The organism is Microbacterium sp. SCPM-O-B-15248 (M128) (assembly GCF_058214835.1).
Map to the genome: position 1 here is coordinate 107,789 of NZ_JBYQLI010000004.1, position 16,068 is coordinate 123,856.

A 16,068-nucleotide genomic window follows, 5' to 3' on the forward strand; every position below is an offset into this window, starting at 1 on the left:
GTCGTTCTTCCTCAGCCGATCCGCTCTTTACGACCGAGCACACCTTGCGGCCGGAACAGCAGCACGCCGATGAGCACGATCAAGGCCACCGCGTACCGGAGGTCCGGGGGGATGACGATGGTGGACAGTTCCGTGATGATGCCGATGATGAGCGATCCGACCAGGGCGCCGAATGCGCTGCCCAGACCACCCAGGGTCACTGCCGCGAACAGCAGGAGCAGGATCGCGAAGCCCATGTCCCACGTGACGCCGCGGTACAGCCCGTAGAGCACGCCCGACAAGCCGGTCAGCGCGCCCGCCAGGACCCAGACGATGCGGATCACGCGATCGACGTTGATGCCGGATGCCGCCGCGAGCGACGCGTTGTCGCTGACGGCGCGCGTGGCCTTGCCGATGCGCGTGCGGGTCAGGAAGTAGGCCACGGCGGCGAGCATGACGACGCTGACGCCCATGCTGATGAGCGAGGTGAGCGTGATCGTCACCGGCCCGATCGTGACGTTTTCGGTGATGCCGGTGTCGATGTTGCGCGTCCCCCCGTCGAAGAAATAGAGGTAGAGGTACCGCAGCACGATCGAGAGGCCGATCGTGACGATCAGTACTTGGACGAGCCCGACGCCGCGTTTACGGAGAGGCTTGAAGAGCACGGCATCCTGGGTCCACCCGAGCGCGGCGGACAGCGCCACGGTGAGCAGGACCGCCAACAGGAGGTTCCATCCCATCGACGTGAACACGTAGAAGATGATCGCGCCGAAGGTGAGCATCTCACCGTGGGCGAAGTTGTTCACGCCCGTCGTGCCGAAGATCAACGAGATGCCGATCGCGGCGAGGGCGAGCAGCAGACCGAAATTCAAGCCGTAGATGAACCTCGAGAACAACGTGTCCCAGATCGAGCCGGTCACGGTCGTGCCCTCGCCGGTCGGGAAGAGCACGTTCACCGTGTTGGTGGTGCCTACCGTCACGTCGCGGCTGACGTTGTCGGGGTCGCGCGGAGCGACGCCGTCGGGCAACGTGTCGACCTGCAGGGTCGCCGTGTACGAGCCGGGCCCGGGGACGGACACCGACCATCGGCCGTCGGAGCGGGTGGTGCCGATCTCCGAGAAACCGGAGCCCTCGACGGCGATCTCGACGCCCTCCACCGGCTCGCCGTCGGCCTGGATGATGCCGCCGATGGTGAATTGCGTCGAGATGTCGCCGGTGCCCGGGGTGGCCGCGGGGGTCGGTGTCGTCTGTGCGCTGGCCGGGGCGGCCAGCAGAAGACTCAGGACAGCGACGGCGCTGGCGAGGAGCGAGACGAGGAGGGCTAGACGGGGAAGGGATCGCGATCGTGTCGCGGTGGGGGAGGAATGACCCACGGAGTCTCCAGTTCGGCAACGCTGACGATGTCGTCGTCAGCTTCGACGATCGACGGTACGAGCGTAATGTGTCGTTCGTGTTTCGGCTCGTCGCCGTTAGCGAACCGTGTCATCGCGGTTGCGTTTGCCGGACAGGCGCGGGGAATGAAACAACCGCCCCCGACGCTTAGAATTCAGAGCGGAGCGCCGTGCGCGCACCGGCCGACGTCGTCCCTTTTCGAACAGGCGCCGCGTGCGCAGGAGGATCCATGGAGCAGCACGACCCCTTCGGTTTCATCGGACTGACGTATGACGACGTCCTCCTTCTCCCAGGGCACACGGACGTCATCCCCAGCGAAGCCGACACGTCGTCGAGACTCACCCGGCGCATCACCGTGGCAACCCCCCTCCTCTCGTCCGCGATGGACACGGTGACCGAGGCGCGCATGGCGATCGCGATCGCCCGTCAGGGGGGGATCGGCATCGTCCACCGCAACCTCTCGATCGAGGACCAGGCCGGCATCGTCGACCAGGTCAAGCGCAGCGAGTCGGGCATGGTCTCGAACCCCATCACCACGACTCCGGATGCCACCGTCGCCGAGGTGGACGCGATGTGCGCGCAGTACCGCATCTCGGGTCTGCCGGTCATCGACCCCGACGGCGTGCTCGTCGGCATCATCACGAACCGCGACATGCGCTTCGTCTCGGGATTCGAGCGTCAGACCACGCTGGTGAAGGACGTCATGACGAAGGACGGTCTCATCACCGGGCCCGTCGGCATCCACGCCAACGACGTCATCGCCACTTTCGCGAAGCACCGCGTCGAGAAGCTCCCCCTCGTCGACGAAGACGGCAAGCTCGCCGGACTCATCACCATCAAGGACTTCGACAAGAGCGAGAAGTACCCCCTCGCCACCAAGGACGAGCAGGGTCGTCTGCGGGTCGGTGCGGCGATCGGTTTCTTCGGTGACGCGTGGCAGCGCGCCGAGGCGCTGCGCGATGCAGGCGTGGACGTGCTCGTCGTCGACACCGCCAACGGTCAGTCGGCGGGCGTCATCGACATCGTCCGCCGTCTCAAGGCCGACGAGTCCTTCGCCCACGTCGACGTCATCGGCGGCAACGTCGCCACGCGCGAGGGTGCTCAGGCGCTCATCGACGCGGGTGTGGATGCCGTGAAGGTCGGCGTCGGCCCGGGCTCGATCTGCACCACCCGCGTGGTCGCGGGCGTCGGCGTGCCCCAGGTCACCGCGATCTACGAGGCCGCGCAGGCCGCGATCCCCGCCGGTGTCCCGGTCATCGCCGACGGTGGCTTGCAGTACTCGGGCGACATCGCCAAGGCCCTCGTCGCCGGAGCCGACACCGTGATGCTCGGCTCGCTCCTGGCGGGCACCGACGAGTCGCCGGGCGAGATCGTCTTCCAGGGCGGCAAGCAGTTCAAGCAGTACCGCGGCATGGGGTCGCTGGGCGCGCTGCAGACCCGGGGCAAGAAGACCTCGTACTCGAAGGACCGCTACTTCCAGGCCGACGTCCCCAGCGACGACAAGCTCATCCCCGAGGGCATCGAGGGTCAGGTCCCTTACCGCGGCCCCGTGGCGGCTGTCGCGTACCAGCTCATCGGTGGCCTCCGCCAGTCCATGTTCTACGTCGGTGCGCGCACCGTCGAAGAGCTGAAGTCCAAGGGCAAGTTCGTGCGCATCACTTCGGCGGGCCTGAAGGAGTCGCACCCGCACGACGTGCAGATCGTCGTCGAGGCACCGAACTACAAGAAGTAGGTCACGTGCGAGGGGCCGGGCAGGCAACTGCCCGGCCCCTCGACGTTCCGCGGGGCGACGCTACGCTGTCCGCATGATCCGGCGCACTCGGCATCCTGAGGCCACCGTCTCGGCGCGACGGGCCGAGGCGTACACGGACGGCGTCTTCGCGATCGCGGCCACGCTGCTCGTGCTCGGACTCACCTCGCAGTCGCTGGGCACCGTGAACTCGGATGCCGATCTCGCCGCGGCGATCGGGGCGCTCCTGCATCCGGTGTTCTCGTTCGTCATCAGCTTCCTCATCCTGTGCATCATGTGGATGACGCACGTGCGGCAGTTCGAGTGGATCGTCCGCATCGACCAGGCCGGACTGTGGATCAACAACATCCGTCTGCTGCTCGTCGTCCTGGTGCCCTTCACCTCCTCGCTCGACACCGATTACTCCGAGTTCCTGCTCGGACGGGTGCTGCTGCCGGTGAACTTCTTCCTCGCGATCCTCCTGGGATGGGTGCAGTGGGCCTGGGCGGTGCGGTCGGGAGCGATCCCCGATCTGTCGCGGGAGGACGCGCGCCGCTTGGGGCGGGCGGGGTTGAGCGCGGTGCTCATCAGCGGCGTCGCGGTCCTGCTCAGCCCGCTCGTGGGCTCGGTCGCCTTCGCGCTGTTCATCTTCGACGGGCTCCTCACCCGGTTGCTGCGCGGGGGCGACGCGCCGGCCGATCCGGTCCGCGGGGCTCCCGGATCGCCGGGGGCGTCGGAGGGCGCGGGTAGGCTGGGGGAGTGACCATGGAGATCGATCTCGGCCGTGCCAAGCGTGCCCGCCGCGCCTACACCTTCGACGACATCGCCGTCGTCCCCTCGCGGCGCACGCGCAACCCGGAAGACGTGTCGACGGCCTGGACCATCGACGCCTTCCCGTTCGAGATCCCGGTGCTCGGCGCCCCGATGGACTCGGTCGTCAGCCCGCGCACCGCGATCGAGCTCGGTCGACTGGGTGGGCTGGGCGTTCTCGACCTCGAGGGCCTGTGGACGCGGTACGACGACCCCGAGCCGCTCCTGGCCGAGATCGCGGGGCTGCCCGACTCCGAGGCGACGCGTCGCATGCAGGAGCTGTACTCCGAGTCGATCAAGCCCGAGCTGGTGCGCGATCGTCTCGCCGAGGTCCGCGCCGCCGGCGTCACGGTGGCCGGCGCCCTCACCCCGCAGCGCACCCACGACCTCTACGAGACGGTAGTTGCGGCCGGCGTCGACCTCTTCGTGATCCGCGGGACGACGGTCTCGGCCGAGCACGTCTCCAGCGTCGCCGAGCCCCTGAACCTCAAGAAGTTCATCTACGACCTCGACGTCCCCGTCATCGTCGGCGGTGCGTCCACGTACACGGCCGCGCTGCACCTCATGCGGACGGGCGCCGCGGGCGTCCTGGTCGGCTTCGGCGGTGGCGCCGCGTCCACGACTCGCGTGACCCTCGGCCTGCACGCGCCGATGGCCACCGCGGTCGCCGACGTCGCCGGAGCGCGACGCGATTATCTTGACGAGTCGGGCGGACGCTACGTCCACGTGATCGCCGACGGCGGCGTGGGCACCTCGGGCGACATCGTGAAGGCTCTGGCCATGGGCGCCGACGCGGTCATGCTCGGCGTCGCTCTTGCTCGCGCGACGGATGCCCCGGGTCGTGGGTTCCACTGGGGCCCCGAGGCCCACCACGCGAAGCTGCCCCGCGGACACCGCGTGGCCGTCGACCGCGTCGGCCCCCTCGAGCAGATCCTCTACGGCCCGGCCCCCGTGGCCGATGGCACCGCGAACCTCATCGGCGCGCTGAAGAAGTCGATGGCCACCACCGGGTACTCCGACCTCAAGGAGTTCCAGCGGGTCGAGGTCGTCGTCGCGCCCTACGGGCACTGATTCCGGTACCCGCGTGACCTCTCCCACCGTCATCGAGCAGGAGCCCCGAGAGGTGTTCCCGCCAACGTTGCGTGAGGTCATGCTGCGACCGCGCTGGCTCGCGCTGCTGGCGTTCTCGCTCGTCGTCGCGGGCGTGCTGGCGTGGCTGGGCCAATGGCAGCTCGGCCGCGCCGTCGACACGGCGCCCGCCGAGCCGGGGCAGACCGAGATCGTTCAGCCCTTGGCCGACGTCGCCCAGCCGGGCGCGTACCTGCCCGAGCCGCTCGTCGGTCAGCGGGTCGAGGCGAGCGGGCGGTGGATCGCTCCCGATTTCCTCGTGGTCTCGTCCCGTTTCAACGACGACGTCGAGGGGTACTGGGTCACCGGGCAGCTCCGCCTCGACGGCACGGCCGTGCCCACCTCGATCGCCATCGCGCTCGGGTGGACTCGCGATGCGTCGGCGGCCGAGCGGGCCGCCCAGACCCTGCGCGCGCAGGCCGAAGCCGACCCCGATGCCGTCGTCGCCGTGACCGGGCGTCTGATCTCCGACGAGGGCCCCGGCCGCCCGCCGGCCGGCGCCGACCCGCAGACCATGACGCGGATGTCGCCGGCGGCATTGCTCGGACGCTGGACCGACATCGACGGGGTGTCCGTGTACCGGCCCTACCTCACCTCGCAGACCGCTCTCGGGCCCCTCGACGCCATCGACTCCCCGGCCCCCGACGAGCGATCGCGGGTGAACTGGCTGAACATCTTCTACGCGGCCGAGTGGGCGGTCTTCGCCGGCTTCGCTCTCTACCTCTGGTACCGCCTCGCCCGCGACGCGTGGGAGAAAGAGGTCGAAGACCTCGAGGATGCCGAGGCGGATGCCGCCGGCACGGCCCCGTCGACATCGGCGTAGAGCGCTCCACGGGTTCACATCGAGGTGGACGGCGGGTAACGCCATCGCGAACGACGTCAGAGGGCGGACGGTCGCCGAACCCAGCCGGAGATGACATTTCGCGCCCGACGTGAACGTTGCTCGAACGTCGTGCGAGAACACCGCCCACGACCAGATCGAACGATGAGCCACCGACACAATCGCTAGGGATCCGCTGACAGCGGGTCATCTCGCCTGCAGTTGCCGGCCTACCCGGGGCCGGCCATGTCGAAGGGGCTTCTGCGTGCTCAAATTCGCTCGTCCGACGGCCATGACCGCGGGGGCTGTCGCCCTCGCGATCGGTCTGTCCAGCTTTGGAGGCGGCGTCGCCGTCGCCGCCGGTGGAGGCCTCGCGCCGCCCGCCATCGACCCCGTGCTCGTGCACACCCCGACCGCGGTTCCCGACCGGGTGATCCTGACCCCGACCGAGACGCCGACGACGAGCCAATCCGTCACCTGGCGCACCTCGAAGGACGTGACGACGCCCCGCGTCGAATGGGCTCTGAGCGGCCCCAGCGTGGTCAGTGGTGCGCAGTCGATGGACGCCACCTCCACGCACCGGCTGGACACCACGCTCGGCTACGAGATCGCGCACCACTCGGCGACGATCTCGGGCCTCGAACCCGACACGACATACGTCTACCGCGTCGGTGACGGCCAGACCTGGAGCGAATGGCTCGAGTTCACCACCGCGAGCGCGAAGCCGGGCGACTTCAGCTTCCTGGTGCAGGGCGACGCGCAGAACGACAACAAGGCCTACACCTCGCGCACCTTCCGGGCCGCGTTCGAATCCCGGCCGTACGCCCGCCTCGTGGTGCACGCCGGAGATCTCATCGACACCGAGACGAGCGACGCGGAGTGGGGAGAGTGGCATGAAGCCGCCGCCTTCTCCAACCAGTACCTCAACGTCGTGGCATCCACCGGAAACCACGAGTACTACCCGGGACCCGACCTGGCGGCGCACTGGGGCGCGCAGTTCGAGTATCCGCTCAACGGCCCCGAGGGGGCGGAGACCCTGAAGGAGACGGTCTACTCCGTCGACTACCAGGGCGTGCGTTTCATCAGCCTCGACTCCACGCAGGCCATGGGTGCGCAGTCGCGTGCGGCGCAGACGGCGTGGCTCGAGTCGCGCCTGGCCGAGAACCCGAACCAGTGGACCGTCGTGACGTTCCACCACCCGATCTTCTCGGTCACGAGCGGACGCGACAACGCGGTGCTGCGCGACGCCTGGCTGCCGCTGTTCGAGAAGTACGACGTCGACCTCGTGGTGCAGGGTCACGACCACGCGTACGGGCGCGGCAACCTCCGCGCCAACGAGCAGAGCCTGCCCGCGGGCGCGGACCCGGCGAAGAGCCACACCGGCCCCGCCTATCTCGTCAGCGTCGCCGGCCCGAAGATGTACGTGCCCGACCCCGCCGAGGCGAACAACTGGACCGCGAACGGTGCCAACCTCCGGGTGACGGGCCGCGACGTGCAGCTCTTCCAGACGGTCGACGTCACCGCCGACGGTCGCATGCACGTCGAAGCGCGCACGGTCGACGGCGCACTGTTCGACGCCTTCACGATCACGAAGGATGCCGGTGGCGCGAAGCTCGTGACCGATGACTCCACGGCGTGGGTCGGTGGACCCGGATCGACCCGTGACGGTGTCGACGGTCCGAGCGTCCCGACGCCGACGCCGACGCCGACGCCGACGCCCACGCCGACCCCGACCGCGACGCCGACGCCGACGCCCACGCCGACCCCGACCGCGACGCCGACGCCGACCGCGACGCCGACCGCGACGCCGACCCCGACCGCGGAGCCGACGACCGAGCCGACGCCGACAGCGACGCCGACCCCGACCGCGGAGCCGACGACGAGCCCCGCGCCCACCCCTGCGCCCGGTGGCGACCCGAAGATCATGGTCGGCGACAACACGGTCGCCCCCGGAGGAGCCCTGTCCGTCTCGGGTACCGGCTTCGTCGCCGGCGAGCGGGTCGCCGTCGAGCTCCACTCGACGCCGGTGACCCTGTCGCTGGTGACCGCCGATGCCACGGGCGCGCTCAATGCGACCGTCACGATCCCGGCCGGCACGGAGCCCGGTGAGCACTCGATCGTGCTGACGGGCCTCGATTCGAAGCGCACCGCATCGATCGGGATCGTCGTGACCCAGCCGGCCGTCGGTGCCGCATCGCTTCCCGCGACGGGAGCCGCACTTCCGGTCACCCTGATGGTTCTCGGCGGCGTCCTCGCCGCGGGCGGCGCCGTCCTCATCCTCCGCTCCGTCCTTCGCAACCGAAAGGCCTCCTGATCATGGCCCGCATCCGTACAGTCGGTCGCGTCCTTGCAGCCGGTGTCGCCTTGGGTGTGATCGCGACCGGCGGCGTCATCGCCACCGCGGCGCCCGCGTCCGCGGCATCCGTCCCCGCCGCCGAGCGCTACGCGCCGTCGATCGTCCCCGATCGCATCACGCTGCTGCCCGCGGCCGATCCCACGACGCAGCAGGTCGTGAAGTGGCGCTCGTCCACCGGCGTCGCGCAGGGAGTCGTGGAGTACCGCAGCCTCACCCCCGCGCCGTACCCGGCGAACGTGCTCTCGGTCGACGCGCAGAGCCGCGTCGAGCAGGCCGCCGATCTCGGGTACACGAACGTCGTCCACACGGCCACCCTGAGCGGGCTGCAGCCCGGCGTGTCGTACATGTATCGCGTCGGTGACGGCACGAACTTCAGCGAATGGCAGGACTTCGACACCGCGGCCGCGTCCGGGGACGACCGGTTCTCGTTCGTCTACCTCGGAGACGTGCAGAACGGGATCCTCGGTGACGCCTCGCGCGTGGTGCGTAACGCGTTCCGTGACCGCCCGAACGCCGACCTCGTCGTGCAGGTCGGCGATCTCGTGAACGACGCGCACTCCGACCAGCAGTGGGGCGAGCTCTATGAGGCCTTCTCGTACGGTCTGGGCACGCAGCAGTTGCTGACCACGCCGGGAAACCACGAGTACGACGGGGTGCTCTCGTCGCAGTTCTCGAGCATGTACACCTACGCCGACAATGGTCCGCAGGGTGAGGGCGGGGTCTACGACAAGCTCGCCGGCACGGTGTACTACGCCGACCACGAGGGCGTTCGCTTCATCTCGCTCAACAGCAACGTCTCCGATGCTGAAGGCCTGCGCGTCCAGGGCGAGTGGCTCGACAAGGTGCTGACGGAGAACACCCAGCGGTGGGCCGTGGTGTACTTCCACCACCCCGTCTACTCGCTCGACGAAGGTCGGAACAACCTCGGCATCCGCCAGGAGTGGGGGCCGATCATCGAGAAGCACAACGTCGACCTCGTGCTCAACGGACACGACCACGCATACGGTCGCGGCAACCTCGTCGCCAACGAGAAGAACCTGCCGGCCGGCGCAGACCCCAGTCGGAGTTCGACGGGCCCGGTGTACGTCTCGTCCAGCGTCGGGTCGAAGTTCTACGATGCGGGCCCGCGCCACTGGAACGAGAACGCCGCGCACCTGCGTCGCCTCGAGACCGGCCTGCAGACGTACCAGATGATCGACATCAACGGCGGCACGCTCCGTTTCGAGTCGCGTACGGCCGACGGCAAGTTCTTCGACGGGTTCACCATCACCAAGGACGGCGACACCAAGCTCGTCGTCGACGGCGTCGAGCCGCAGGTCATCGATCCGGGAACTCCCGTGCCGTGCCTCGGTTGCGAGCCGAACCCCGATCCCGGGCCGACCGATCCGACCGATCCCGAGGTCCCCGTGGGCGACTTCGAGTACGAGCAGACGGCCCTGCTGGACGCCGTCATGCCGAACAGTGTCGGTGGGGATCACACGGCGGCGTTGCCGGCGGGTGTGGCGTATCACCAGGGTCGTGACGTGCTGTACCTGGGCGACCAGAACGGTCGGAAGATCTTCGAGATCGACCCCGACACCGACACGGTGCGGCGCGAGATGACCCTGCCGGAGAACATCCGTGACCTGGGGATCGACGAGGAGCGTCAGCTTCTCTACGTGGGTCAGCAGAACCGGAACTGGGTGGTCGTCTCGATCGCGGATGATACGTTCGGGCAGGTCGTGCGTGGGCCGTACCCGATCATCGAGTCGCAGCGTTCGATCGACGTCGACCCGGTGAACGACTACGTCTACGTCGCCGTTCCCGCTCGCGGTATCGAGGTCTTCAAGGCCTCGACCGGTGTGTCGCTCGGCGTCGTGCGCGGGACGGCGGATGCGTACTACGTCGCGGCCGACCCGGCCACCGGCATGGTCGCCTCGACGAAGTTCCAGGGTGTTGCGGGTACTCCTGACATCCAGGTCTTCGACGCGAAGAAGGGCTTCGCCCAGGTCTGGGAGGGCGAGGTGCGCCCCGGCGCGCGTCAGCTGGACATCGACAGCGAACGGGGGCTGCTCTACGTCGGCTACACCGGCACTTCCTCCGACCGCGGTGGGTTCTCGGTGCACTCGCTGGCCACCGGTGAGAAGTACGCCGACCAGGTGGGTCCGCAGTTCGGCAAGGACGGTTACGGCATCGCGATCGACGAGGAGGACCAGCGGGTCTTCGTCGCCAACCGCGACTTCCGCCTCAACCCGCCCGGAGAAGAACTGGAGCCCCAGGCGGTGACCGTCAGCGCTCGCGCGACGACGGACCCGACGGACCCGACCGATCCGACCGATCCGACGGACCCGACGGACCCGACGGACCCCGAGGTTCCCGGTACTCCGTACGAGCCGAAGGCGCTCACGGTCTTCCCGACCGAGGGCGCGCCGGATGCCGCAGAGATCCGTCCCGTCGGCTCGGCGGTCGACCCCGCCACCGGCTTCGTCTACGTGGCCGACGAGATGCGCCCCGCGCGGGTGCACGTCGTCGACCCGAAGACGGACAAGATCGTCCGCACCCTCACGGCGCCCACGACGGACCCGGCCGAGGACGGTCTGCGCGACATCGCGTTCGACCCGGCCACGGGCCATCTGACGGTCGCGTTCGGTGGGAACTGGGTGGTCATGGACGCCACGACCGGCGACAAGATCGCGGGGCCCTTCGCCTTCAGCGGCGGGGTGCGAGGGATGGACGTCGACTTCGCCGGCGGACGCGTCTTCGGTGGTCTCCGTGGCACGGGCTTCGACGTGCGCAACGCGGTGACGGGCGAGCTCATCACCGCGGTCGAGGGTCCCGCTGACGGTGGACCGTGGCGTACCCACGGTGTCGCGTACGACGAGAAGAACAACCTTGTCTACGTCAGCAACAGCGACACCTCGGGGTCGACCCAGGGCATCCGCGTCTACAACGGCACGGACTACACACTGGTCGACACGCTCGCCATCGACGGCGCGGACTTCCGCTCGATCGATGTCGACTCCGCCACCGGCGCCGTCGTGGTCGGGCACCAGTCGACCACGTTCGAGAACTCGGGCGTCTCGGTCTACCGCGCGGCCGACCTCGGGCTCGTCGAACGGCTGTCGGCCCACACCTACGGCAACAAGGTCTACGGGGTCTCGATCGACCCGAAGAGCCACGCGCTGTACGTGTCGGCACGCGACCGGTTCCCGACCGGGTTCATCCGCGTGACGCTCCCGGCCGAGCTTCCCGCCGCGCCGGCCGAGCCCTGGATCTCTCGTGCCCTGGGCGCCATCCCGACCGAGGGGGCGGCCGACGCGGCCGAGATCCGTCCGGTCGGGTCGGCGGTCGACCCGGCGACCGGGTACGTGTTCGTCGCCGACGAGATGCGTCCGGCACGCGTGCACGTGATCGATCCCGCGACCGACACGGTCGTCCGCACCCTGACCGCGCCGACGGCCGACCCGGTGCAGGACGGTCTGCGGGACATCGCGTTCGATGCGAAGAACGGGCTGCTGTACGTCGCGTTCGGCTCGAACTGGGTGGTCATGGATGCCGAGTCCGGCGCCAAGGTGCGCGGTCCGTTCGCGTTCAGCGGCGGTGTGCGCGGCATGGACGTCGACTTCGGTCGCGGACTCGTCTACGGCGCCACTCGCGGCGGCGGCTTCGATGTCGCGGACGCCGTGACGGGCGAGCTGAAGCAGACCGTCGCCGGACCGTCCGACGGTGGCGCGTGGCGCACGCACGGTGTCGCCTACGACGCGGTCGCCGACCTGCTGTACGTCAGCAACAGCGATGCCGACGGCTCGACCGAGGGCATCCGGGTGTACAAGGGGTCCGACTACTCGCTGGTGCAGCGCCAGCAGGTCGCGGGCGCCGACTTCCGCTCGATCGCGGTGGACGGCAAGAGCGGAACGGTGGTCGTGGGCAACCAGAGCACGACCTTCGATCAGTCCGGGGCGACGGTGTTCTCCGCCGGTGACCTGAGCCTCGTCAAGCGGCTCTCGGCGCACGAGTTCGGCAACAAGGTCTACGGGGTCTCCATCGACACCGAACGCCACCTGCTGTACGTCTCCGCGCGCGACCGGTTCCCCGCGGGCATGATCCAGGTGACGCTGCCGCAGGGCTGAGTCGCCGCATCCGTCGGGCCGCACTCCCTTCGCCGGGAGGGCGGCCCGACGTCGTCGCGGCGGGGATGCCGCGGGGTCGCGACTAGACTGGCATCCATGCCCCGCGCCCCCAAGCTCGCCTCGTTCCCGGCGATCCGCGGAGCCCTGAAGTTCTACCAGATCTGCTCCATCATCACCGGTGTCGGCCTGCTTCTGCTGGTCGCCGAGATGATCGTGAAGTACACGCCCATCCACAAGGAGCTCTTCCTGGGCGGATCCGGCGGCTTCCTGTGGTTCGCGGACGCCATCCCCGGTCCCGGATGCCAGTGGTTCTCGCTGTTCGTCCCCGGCGGCAGCGGGTGTGACATCGTCTCCACCGGCGACGGCCTGAACATCTCGCTCGCGATCCTCGTGGTCCACGGCTGGTTCTACGTCGTGTACCTGTTCTCGTGCTTCCGCGTGTGGAGCCTCATGCGCTGGCCCTTCCGCCGGTTCGTCTTCCTCGCCCTCGGCGGCGTGGTGCCCTTCCTCTCCTTCTTCCTCGAGGTGCGCACCGCCCGCTCCGTGCGCGCCTATCTCGCCCAGCGCGAGGCCGACGAGGCCTCCGCTCCCGTCTCCGCCCCGGAAGGATCCCGGTGACCGAACAGACCGAAACGTCGCAGCGTCCCGTCCTCGTCGTCGACTTCGGCGCCCAGTACGCGCAGCTGATCGCCCGTCGCGTGCGCGAGGCCGGCGTCTACAGCGAGATCGTGCCGCACACGGCCTCGGCCGCAGAGATCGCGGCGAAGAACCCGGTGGGCATCATCCTCTCCGGCGGTCCCTCCTCGGTGTACGAAGAGGGTGCCCCGCGGCTGGACGAGGGCGTCTTCGACCTCGACGTGCCCACGCTCGGCATCTGCTACGGCTTCCAGGTCATGGCGCAGGCGCTCGGCGGCGAGGTCGCGAACACCGGCTTGCGCGAGTACGGCGCGACGGATGCCACGATCGTCACCGAGGGCACCCTGCTGCAGGGCCAGCCCGCCGAGCAGAACGTGTGGATGAGCCACGGCGACCAGGTCTCCCGCGCGCCCGAGGGCTTCGACGTCCTCGCCCGCACCGCGCACACGCCCGTCGCCGCGTTCGCGAACGACACCCGTCGCTTCTACGGGGTGCAGTGGCATCCCGAGGTCAAGCACTCCGACCACGGTCAGAACGTGCTCGAGAACTTCCTGCACAAGGCCGCGGGCCTCCCCGCCGACTGGAACAGCGGCAACGTCATCGCCGAGCAGGTCGCGCGCATCCGCGAGCAGGTCGGCACGGGCCGCGTGCTCTCGGCGCTGTCGGGCGGGGTCGACTCGGCCGTGTCCACCGCGCTCGTGCACGAGGCCGTCGGTGATCAGCTGGTCGCGGTGTTCGTTGACCACGGGCTCCTCCGCAAGGGCGAGCGCGAGCAGGTCGAGAACGACTACGTCGCCTCGACCGGTGTGCGCCTCATCACCGTCGACGCACGCGAGACGTTCCTGAACGCCCTCGCCGGCGTCAGCGACCCCGAAGAGAAGCGCAAGATCATCGGCCGCGAGTTCATCCGCGCGTTCGAGAAGGTGCAGGCCGACCTCGTCGCCGAAGCGAAGGCCGACGGCGAGCTGATCCGCTTCCTCGTCCAGGGCACGCTGTACCCCGACGTCGTGGAGTCCGGCGGCGGCGCAGGCACCGCGAACATCAAGTCGCACCACAACGTCGGCGGCCTTCCCGAAGACCTGCAGTTCGAGCTCGTCGAGCCGCTGCGTACCCTCTTCAAAGACGAGGTGCGCGCGATCGGTCGCGAGTTGGGCCTGCCCGAAGCGATCGTCGGCCGTCAGCCCTTTCCGGGGCCCGGTCTTGGCATCCGCATCGTGGGCGAGGTCACCGCTGACCGTCTCGAGATCCTGCGTGATGCCGACGCGATCGCCCGCGCCGAGCTGACGAAGGCGGGACTGGATGCCGAGATCTGGCAGTGCCCCGTCGTGCTGCTGGCCGACGTGCGCTCGGTCGGGGTCCAGGGCGACGGTCGCACGTACGGTCACCCGATCGTGCTGCGCCCCGTCTCGTCGGAAGACGCGATGACCGCCGACTGGACGCGTCTGCCCTACGACGTGCTGTCGAAGATCAGCAACCGCATCACCAACGAGGTGCGCGAGGTCAACCGCGTGGTGCTCGACGTCACGTCGAAGCCGCCGGGGACCATCGAATGGGAGTGAGCCGGTTCTGACACCGGCTCCCGCGCCGGTGCCGTCGCCCCTCCAGCGGGCGGCGGCATCGGCGCTGTGTCGTCAGGAAGATGAGGGGACGAGAGTGGACTTTCCCGACGCGTGGTATCTCATCCTGTCGAGCCGACTCATCCCCGACCTCGACGGCGGGTACACGATCTCGACGCTCGCGCGGGCGCAGCAGATGGCGGATGCCGGAGCCTCGGCGCTGCTGCTGACCGTCGACCCCGGCACCAGCGAGGCGCACGCCGCGCACCGCGCGGAGTTCGTCGCGCGCGGGGCGGCGACGGCATCCGATGTCTTCCGCAACCTGTTCGACGAGGCCGTGGGGCCCGACGGCGGGGCTGCCGACTGGCTGCGCGCGGCGGCGCGGCGGGGCGCGGCTGACTCGGCGCTGGAGTACCGCAGCGTCGCCGGGGGAGCGGTCGACCTGCCGAACGTCATCGATCCGCACTGGCACCTCACGACGGCGCCGATCGTGATCCGGGATGCCACGGGCGCCGACGTCGGGGTCATCGACGGGTTCGGGGCGCTCTACCGCGCGTGGCTCGCTCACGTCGTCGCGGGGCTCCGCGCCGAGCGCGACGTGCCCGTCGTGGTCGTGTGCGAGTCGCGTCAGCTCGGCGAGCTCATCGTCGAATGGGACGACCCCGACGTGCGGATCGTGCACACCGTGCACACGATCCACCTCGAGCCGCCCTTCACCGCCGACGCTCCGATCAACGCCCTGTGGGAGCGGTGGCTGGCGGTCGCCCCGCGATTCGACGCGGTGCTGTGGCCGACCGCGTGGCAGCGCGACGACGTGCGCGAGCGGTTCGGCGCGGACCGCGTGGACGTCGTGGCCCCGCACGGGGTCCCGACACCCGCCGTCGCGGCCCCCGCGGAAGACGGACCCGTCGTGGTGCTCGGCCGACTCGCGCCGGGGAAGCGCCTGGACCACGCCGTCCGTGCCTTCGCGCGCGTCGCCGTGGCCATCCCGACCGCGCGCCTGGAGTTGTGGGGCGCGGGCGCCGAACGCGACCGCCTCGAAGCGCTGGTCGCGGCGCTCGGCGTCGGCGACGCCGTGACACTGCCCGGGCTGACACTCGACCCCGGTGCCGTCCTCGACTCCGCGTCGGTGTACCTCACGACCTCGGCGTTCGAGGGCCAGGGCCTCGCGCTCGCCGAGGCGCTCGCCCATGGCATCCCCGTCGTGGCCTACGACATCCGGTACGGCCCTCGCGACATGCTCGCCGCAGGCGGCGGCATCCTGGTTCCGGACGGCGACGAGGACGCGCTCACCGACACCCTCACGCGCATCCTCGGCGACGCGGCGCTGCGGCAGCGGCTCGCGGCCGAGGCTCGGCTGGCTGCGGCGTCGCTGAGTCCCGCGCGCGCGATGGACACCCTCGCCGCGGCGGCTGCCGAGGCGCTGTCGCGTCCGACCCGGCGCTAGCCCGGTCGCCGGCCGTGTCGCCAGGTCGGGGCCGCCGGGACACAACGCAGGAAAAGCGCAGCGGGAGGCTCATCGATCCGCGTCCTCGCGGGAGGCGTGGACCGCA

10 protein-coding genes are annotated in these 16,068 nt (G+C 69.6%); 9 read left to right on the top strand and 1 reads right to left on the bottom strand.

Going from position 1 to position 16,068, the window contains the following annotated elements:
• Positions 1 to 11: 11 nt before the first annotated feature.
• The gene (locus tag AC3E6M_RS08840; RefSeq protein ID WP_138177439.1) at positions 12 to 1,352 is read right to left on the bottom strand and encodes a branched-chain amino acid ABC transporter permease; all 1,341 of its coding nucleotides are present in this window, start codon (positions 1,350 to 1,352) and stop codon (positions 12 to 14) included.
• Positions 1,353 to 1,600: 248 nt separating this feature from the next.
• Between AC3E6M_RS08840 and guaB the strand changes: the two genes are divergently transcribed.
• From guaB to AC3E6M_RS08885, 9 genes are all read left to right on the top strand, one after another.
• The gene (gene guaB / locus AC3E6M_RS08845; RefSeq protein ID WP_138177437.1) at positions 1,601 to 3,103 is read left to right on the top strand and encodes an IMP dehydrogenase; all 1,503 of its coding nucleotides are present in this window, start codon (positions 1,601 to 1,603) and stop codon (positions 3,101 to 3,103) included.
• Positions 3,104 to 3,176: 73 nt separating this feature from the next.
• A complete protein-coding gene (locus AC3E6M_RS08850) occupies positions 3,177 to 3,863 on the top strand; it encodes a TMEM175 family protein (protein WP_394529814.1) in 687 nt (228 codons plus the stop codon).
• Positions 3,864 to 3,865: 2 nt separating this feature from the next.
• Positions 3,866 to 4,981 carry a GuaB3 family IMP dehydrogenase-related protein gene (locus tag AC3E6M_RS08855; RefSeq protein WP_138178234.1) on the top strand — a complete coding sequence of 372 codons (1,116 nt, stop codon included), beginning with the start codon at positions 3,866 to 3,868 and terminating at the stop codon, positions 4,979 to 4,981.
• 79 nt (positions 4,982 to 5,060) lie between these two features.
• Positions 5,061 to 5,861 (top strand): SURF1 family protein, encoded by an 801-nt coding sequence (locus tag AC3E6M_RS08860; protein ID WP_490529761.1) that lies wholly within the window; start codon positions 5,061 to 5,063, stop codon positions 5,859 to 5,861.
• 262 nt (positions 5,862 to 6,123) lie between these two features.
• Positions 6,124 to 8,172 carry a purple acid phosphatase family protein gene (locus tag AC3E6M_RS08865; protein WP_490529669.1) on the top strand — a complete coding sequence of 683 codons (2,049 nt, stop codon included), beginning with the start codon at positions 6,124 to 6,126 and terminating at the stop codon, positions 8,170 to 8,172.
• 2 nt (positions 8,173 to 8,174) lie between these two features.
• On the top strand, positions 8,175 to 12,323 hold the full coding sequence (locus tag AC3E6M_RS08870) for a metallophosphoesterase (protein ID WP_490529670.1): 4,149 nt from the start codon (positions 8,175 to 8,177) through the stop codon (positions 12,321 to 12,323).
• 96 nt (positions 12,324 to 12,419) lie between these two features.
• Entirely contained in the window at positions 12,420 to 12,941 is a 522-nt protein-coding gene (locus tag AC3E6M_RS08875) for a DUF3817 domain-containing protein (protein WP_138175354.1), read from the top strand.
• Complete coding sequence (guaA, locus tag AC3E6M_RS08880; RefSeq protein WP_490529671.1) at positions 12,938 to 14,518, top strand: glutamine-hydrolyzing GMP synthase; 1,581 nt, start codon at positions 12,938 to 12,940, stop codon at positions 14,516 to 14,518. The genes AC3E6M_RS08875 and guaA overlap by 4 nt, the downstream gene beginning before the upstream one ends.
• A gap of 94 nt (positions 14,519 to 14,612) precedes the next feature.
• Entirely contained in the window at positions 14,613 to 15,962 is a 1,350-nt protein-coding gene (locus AC3E6M_RS08885; RefSeq protein WP_490529672.1) for a glycosyltransferase, read from the top strand.
• Positions 15,963 to 16,068: the final 106 nt, after the last annotated feature.

Bases quoted from the DNA above. Each gene is read 5' to 3' on its own strand.
- AC3E6M_RS08860 (WP_490529761.1), top strand. From the start codon at position 5,061: ATGCTGCGACCGCGCTGGCTCGCGCTGCTGGCGTTCTCGCTCGTCGTC.
- AC3E6M_RS08855 (WP_138178234.1), top strand. From the start codon at position 3,866: ATGGAGATCGATCTCGGCCGTGCCAAGCGTGCCCGCCGCGCCTACACC.
- AC3E6M_RS08870 (WP_490529670.1), top strand. From the start codon at position 8,175: ATGGCCCGCATCCGTACAGTCGGTCGCGTCCTTGCAGCCGGTGTCGCC.
- guaB (WP_138177437.1), top strand. From the start codon at position 1,601: ATGGAGCAGCACGACCCCTTCGGTTTCATCGGACTGACGTATGACGAC.
- AC3E6M_RS08875 (WP_138175354.1), top strand. From the start codon at position 12,420: ATGCCCCGCGCCCCCAAGCTCGCCTCGTTCCCGGCGATCCGCGGAGCC.
- AC3E6M_RS08850 (WP_394529814.1), top strand. From the start codon at position 3,177: ATGATCCGGCGCACTCGGCATCCTGAGGCCACCGTCTCGGCGCGACGG.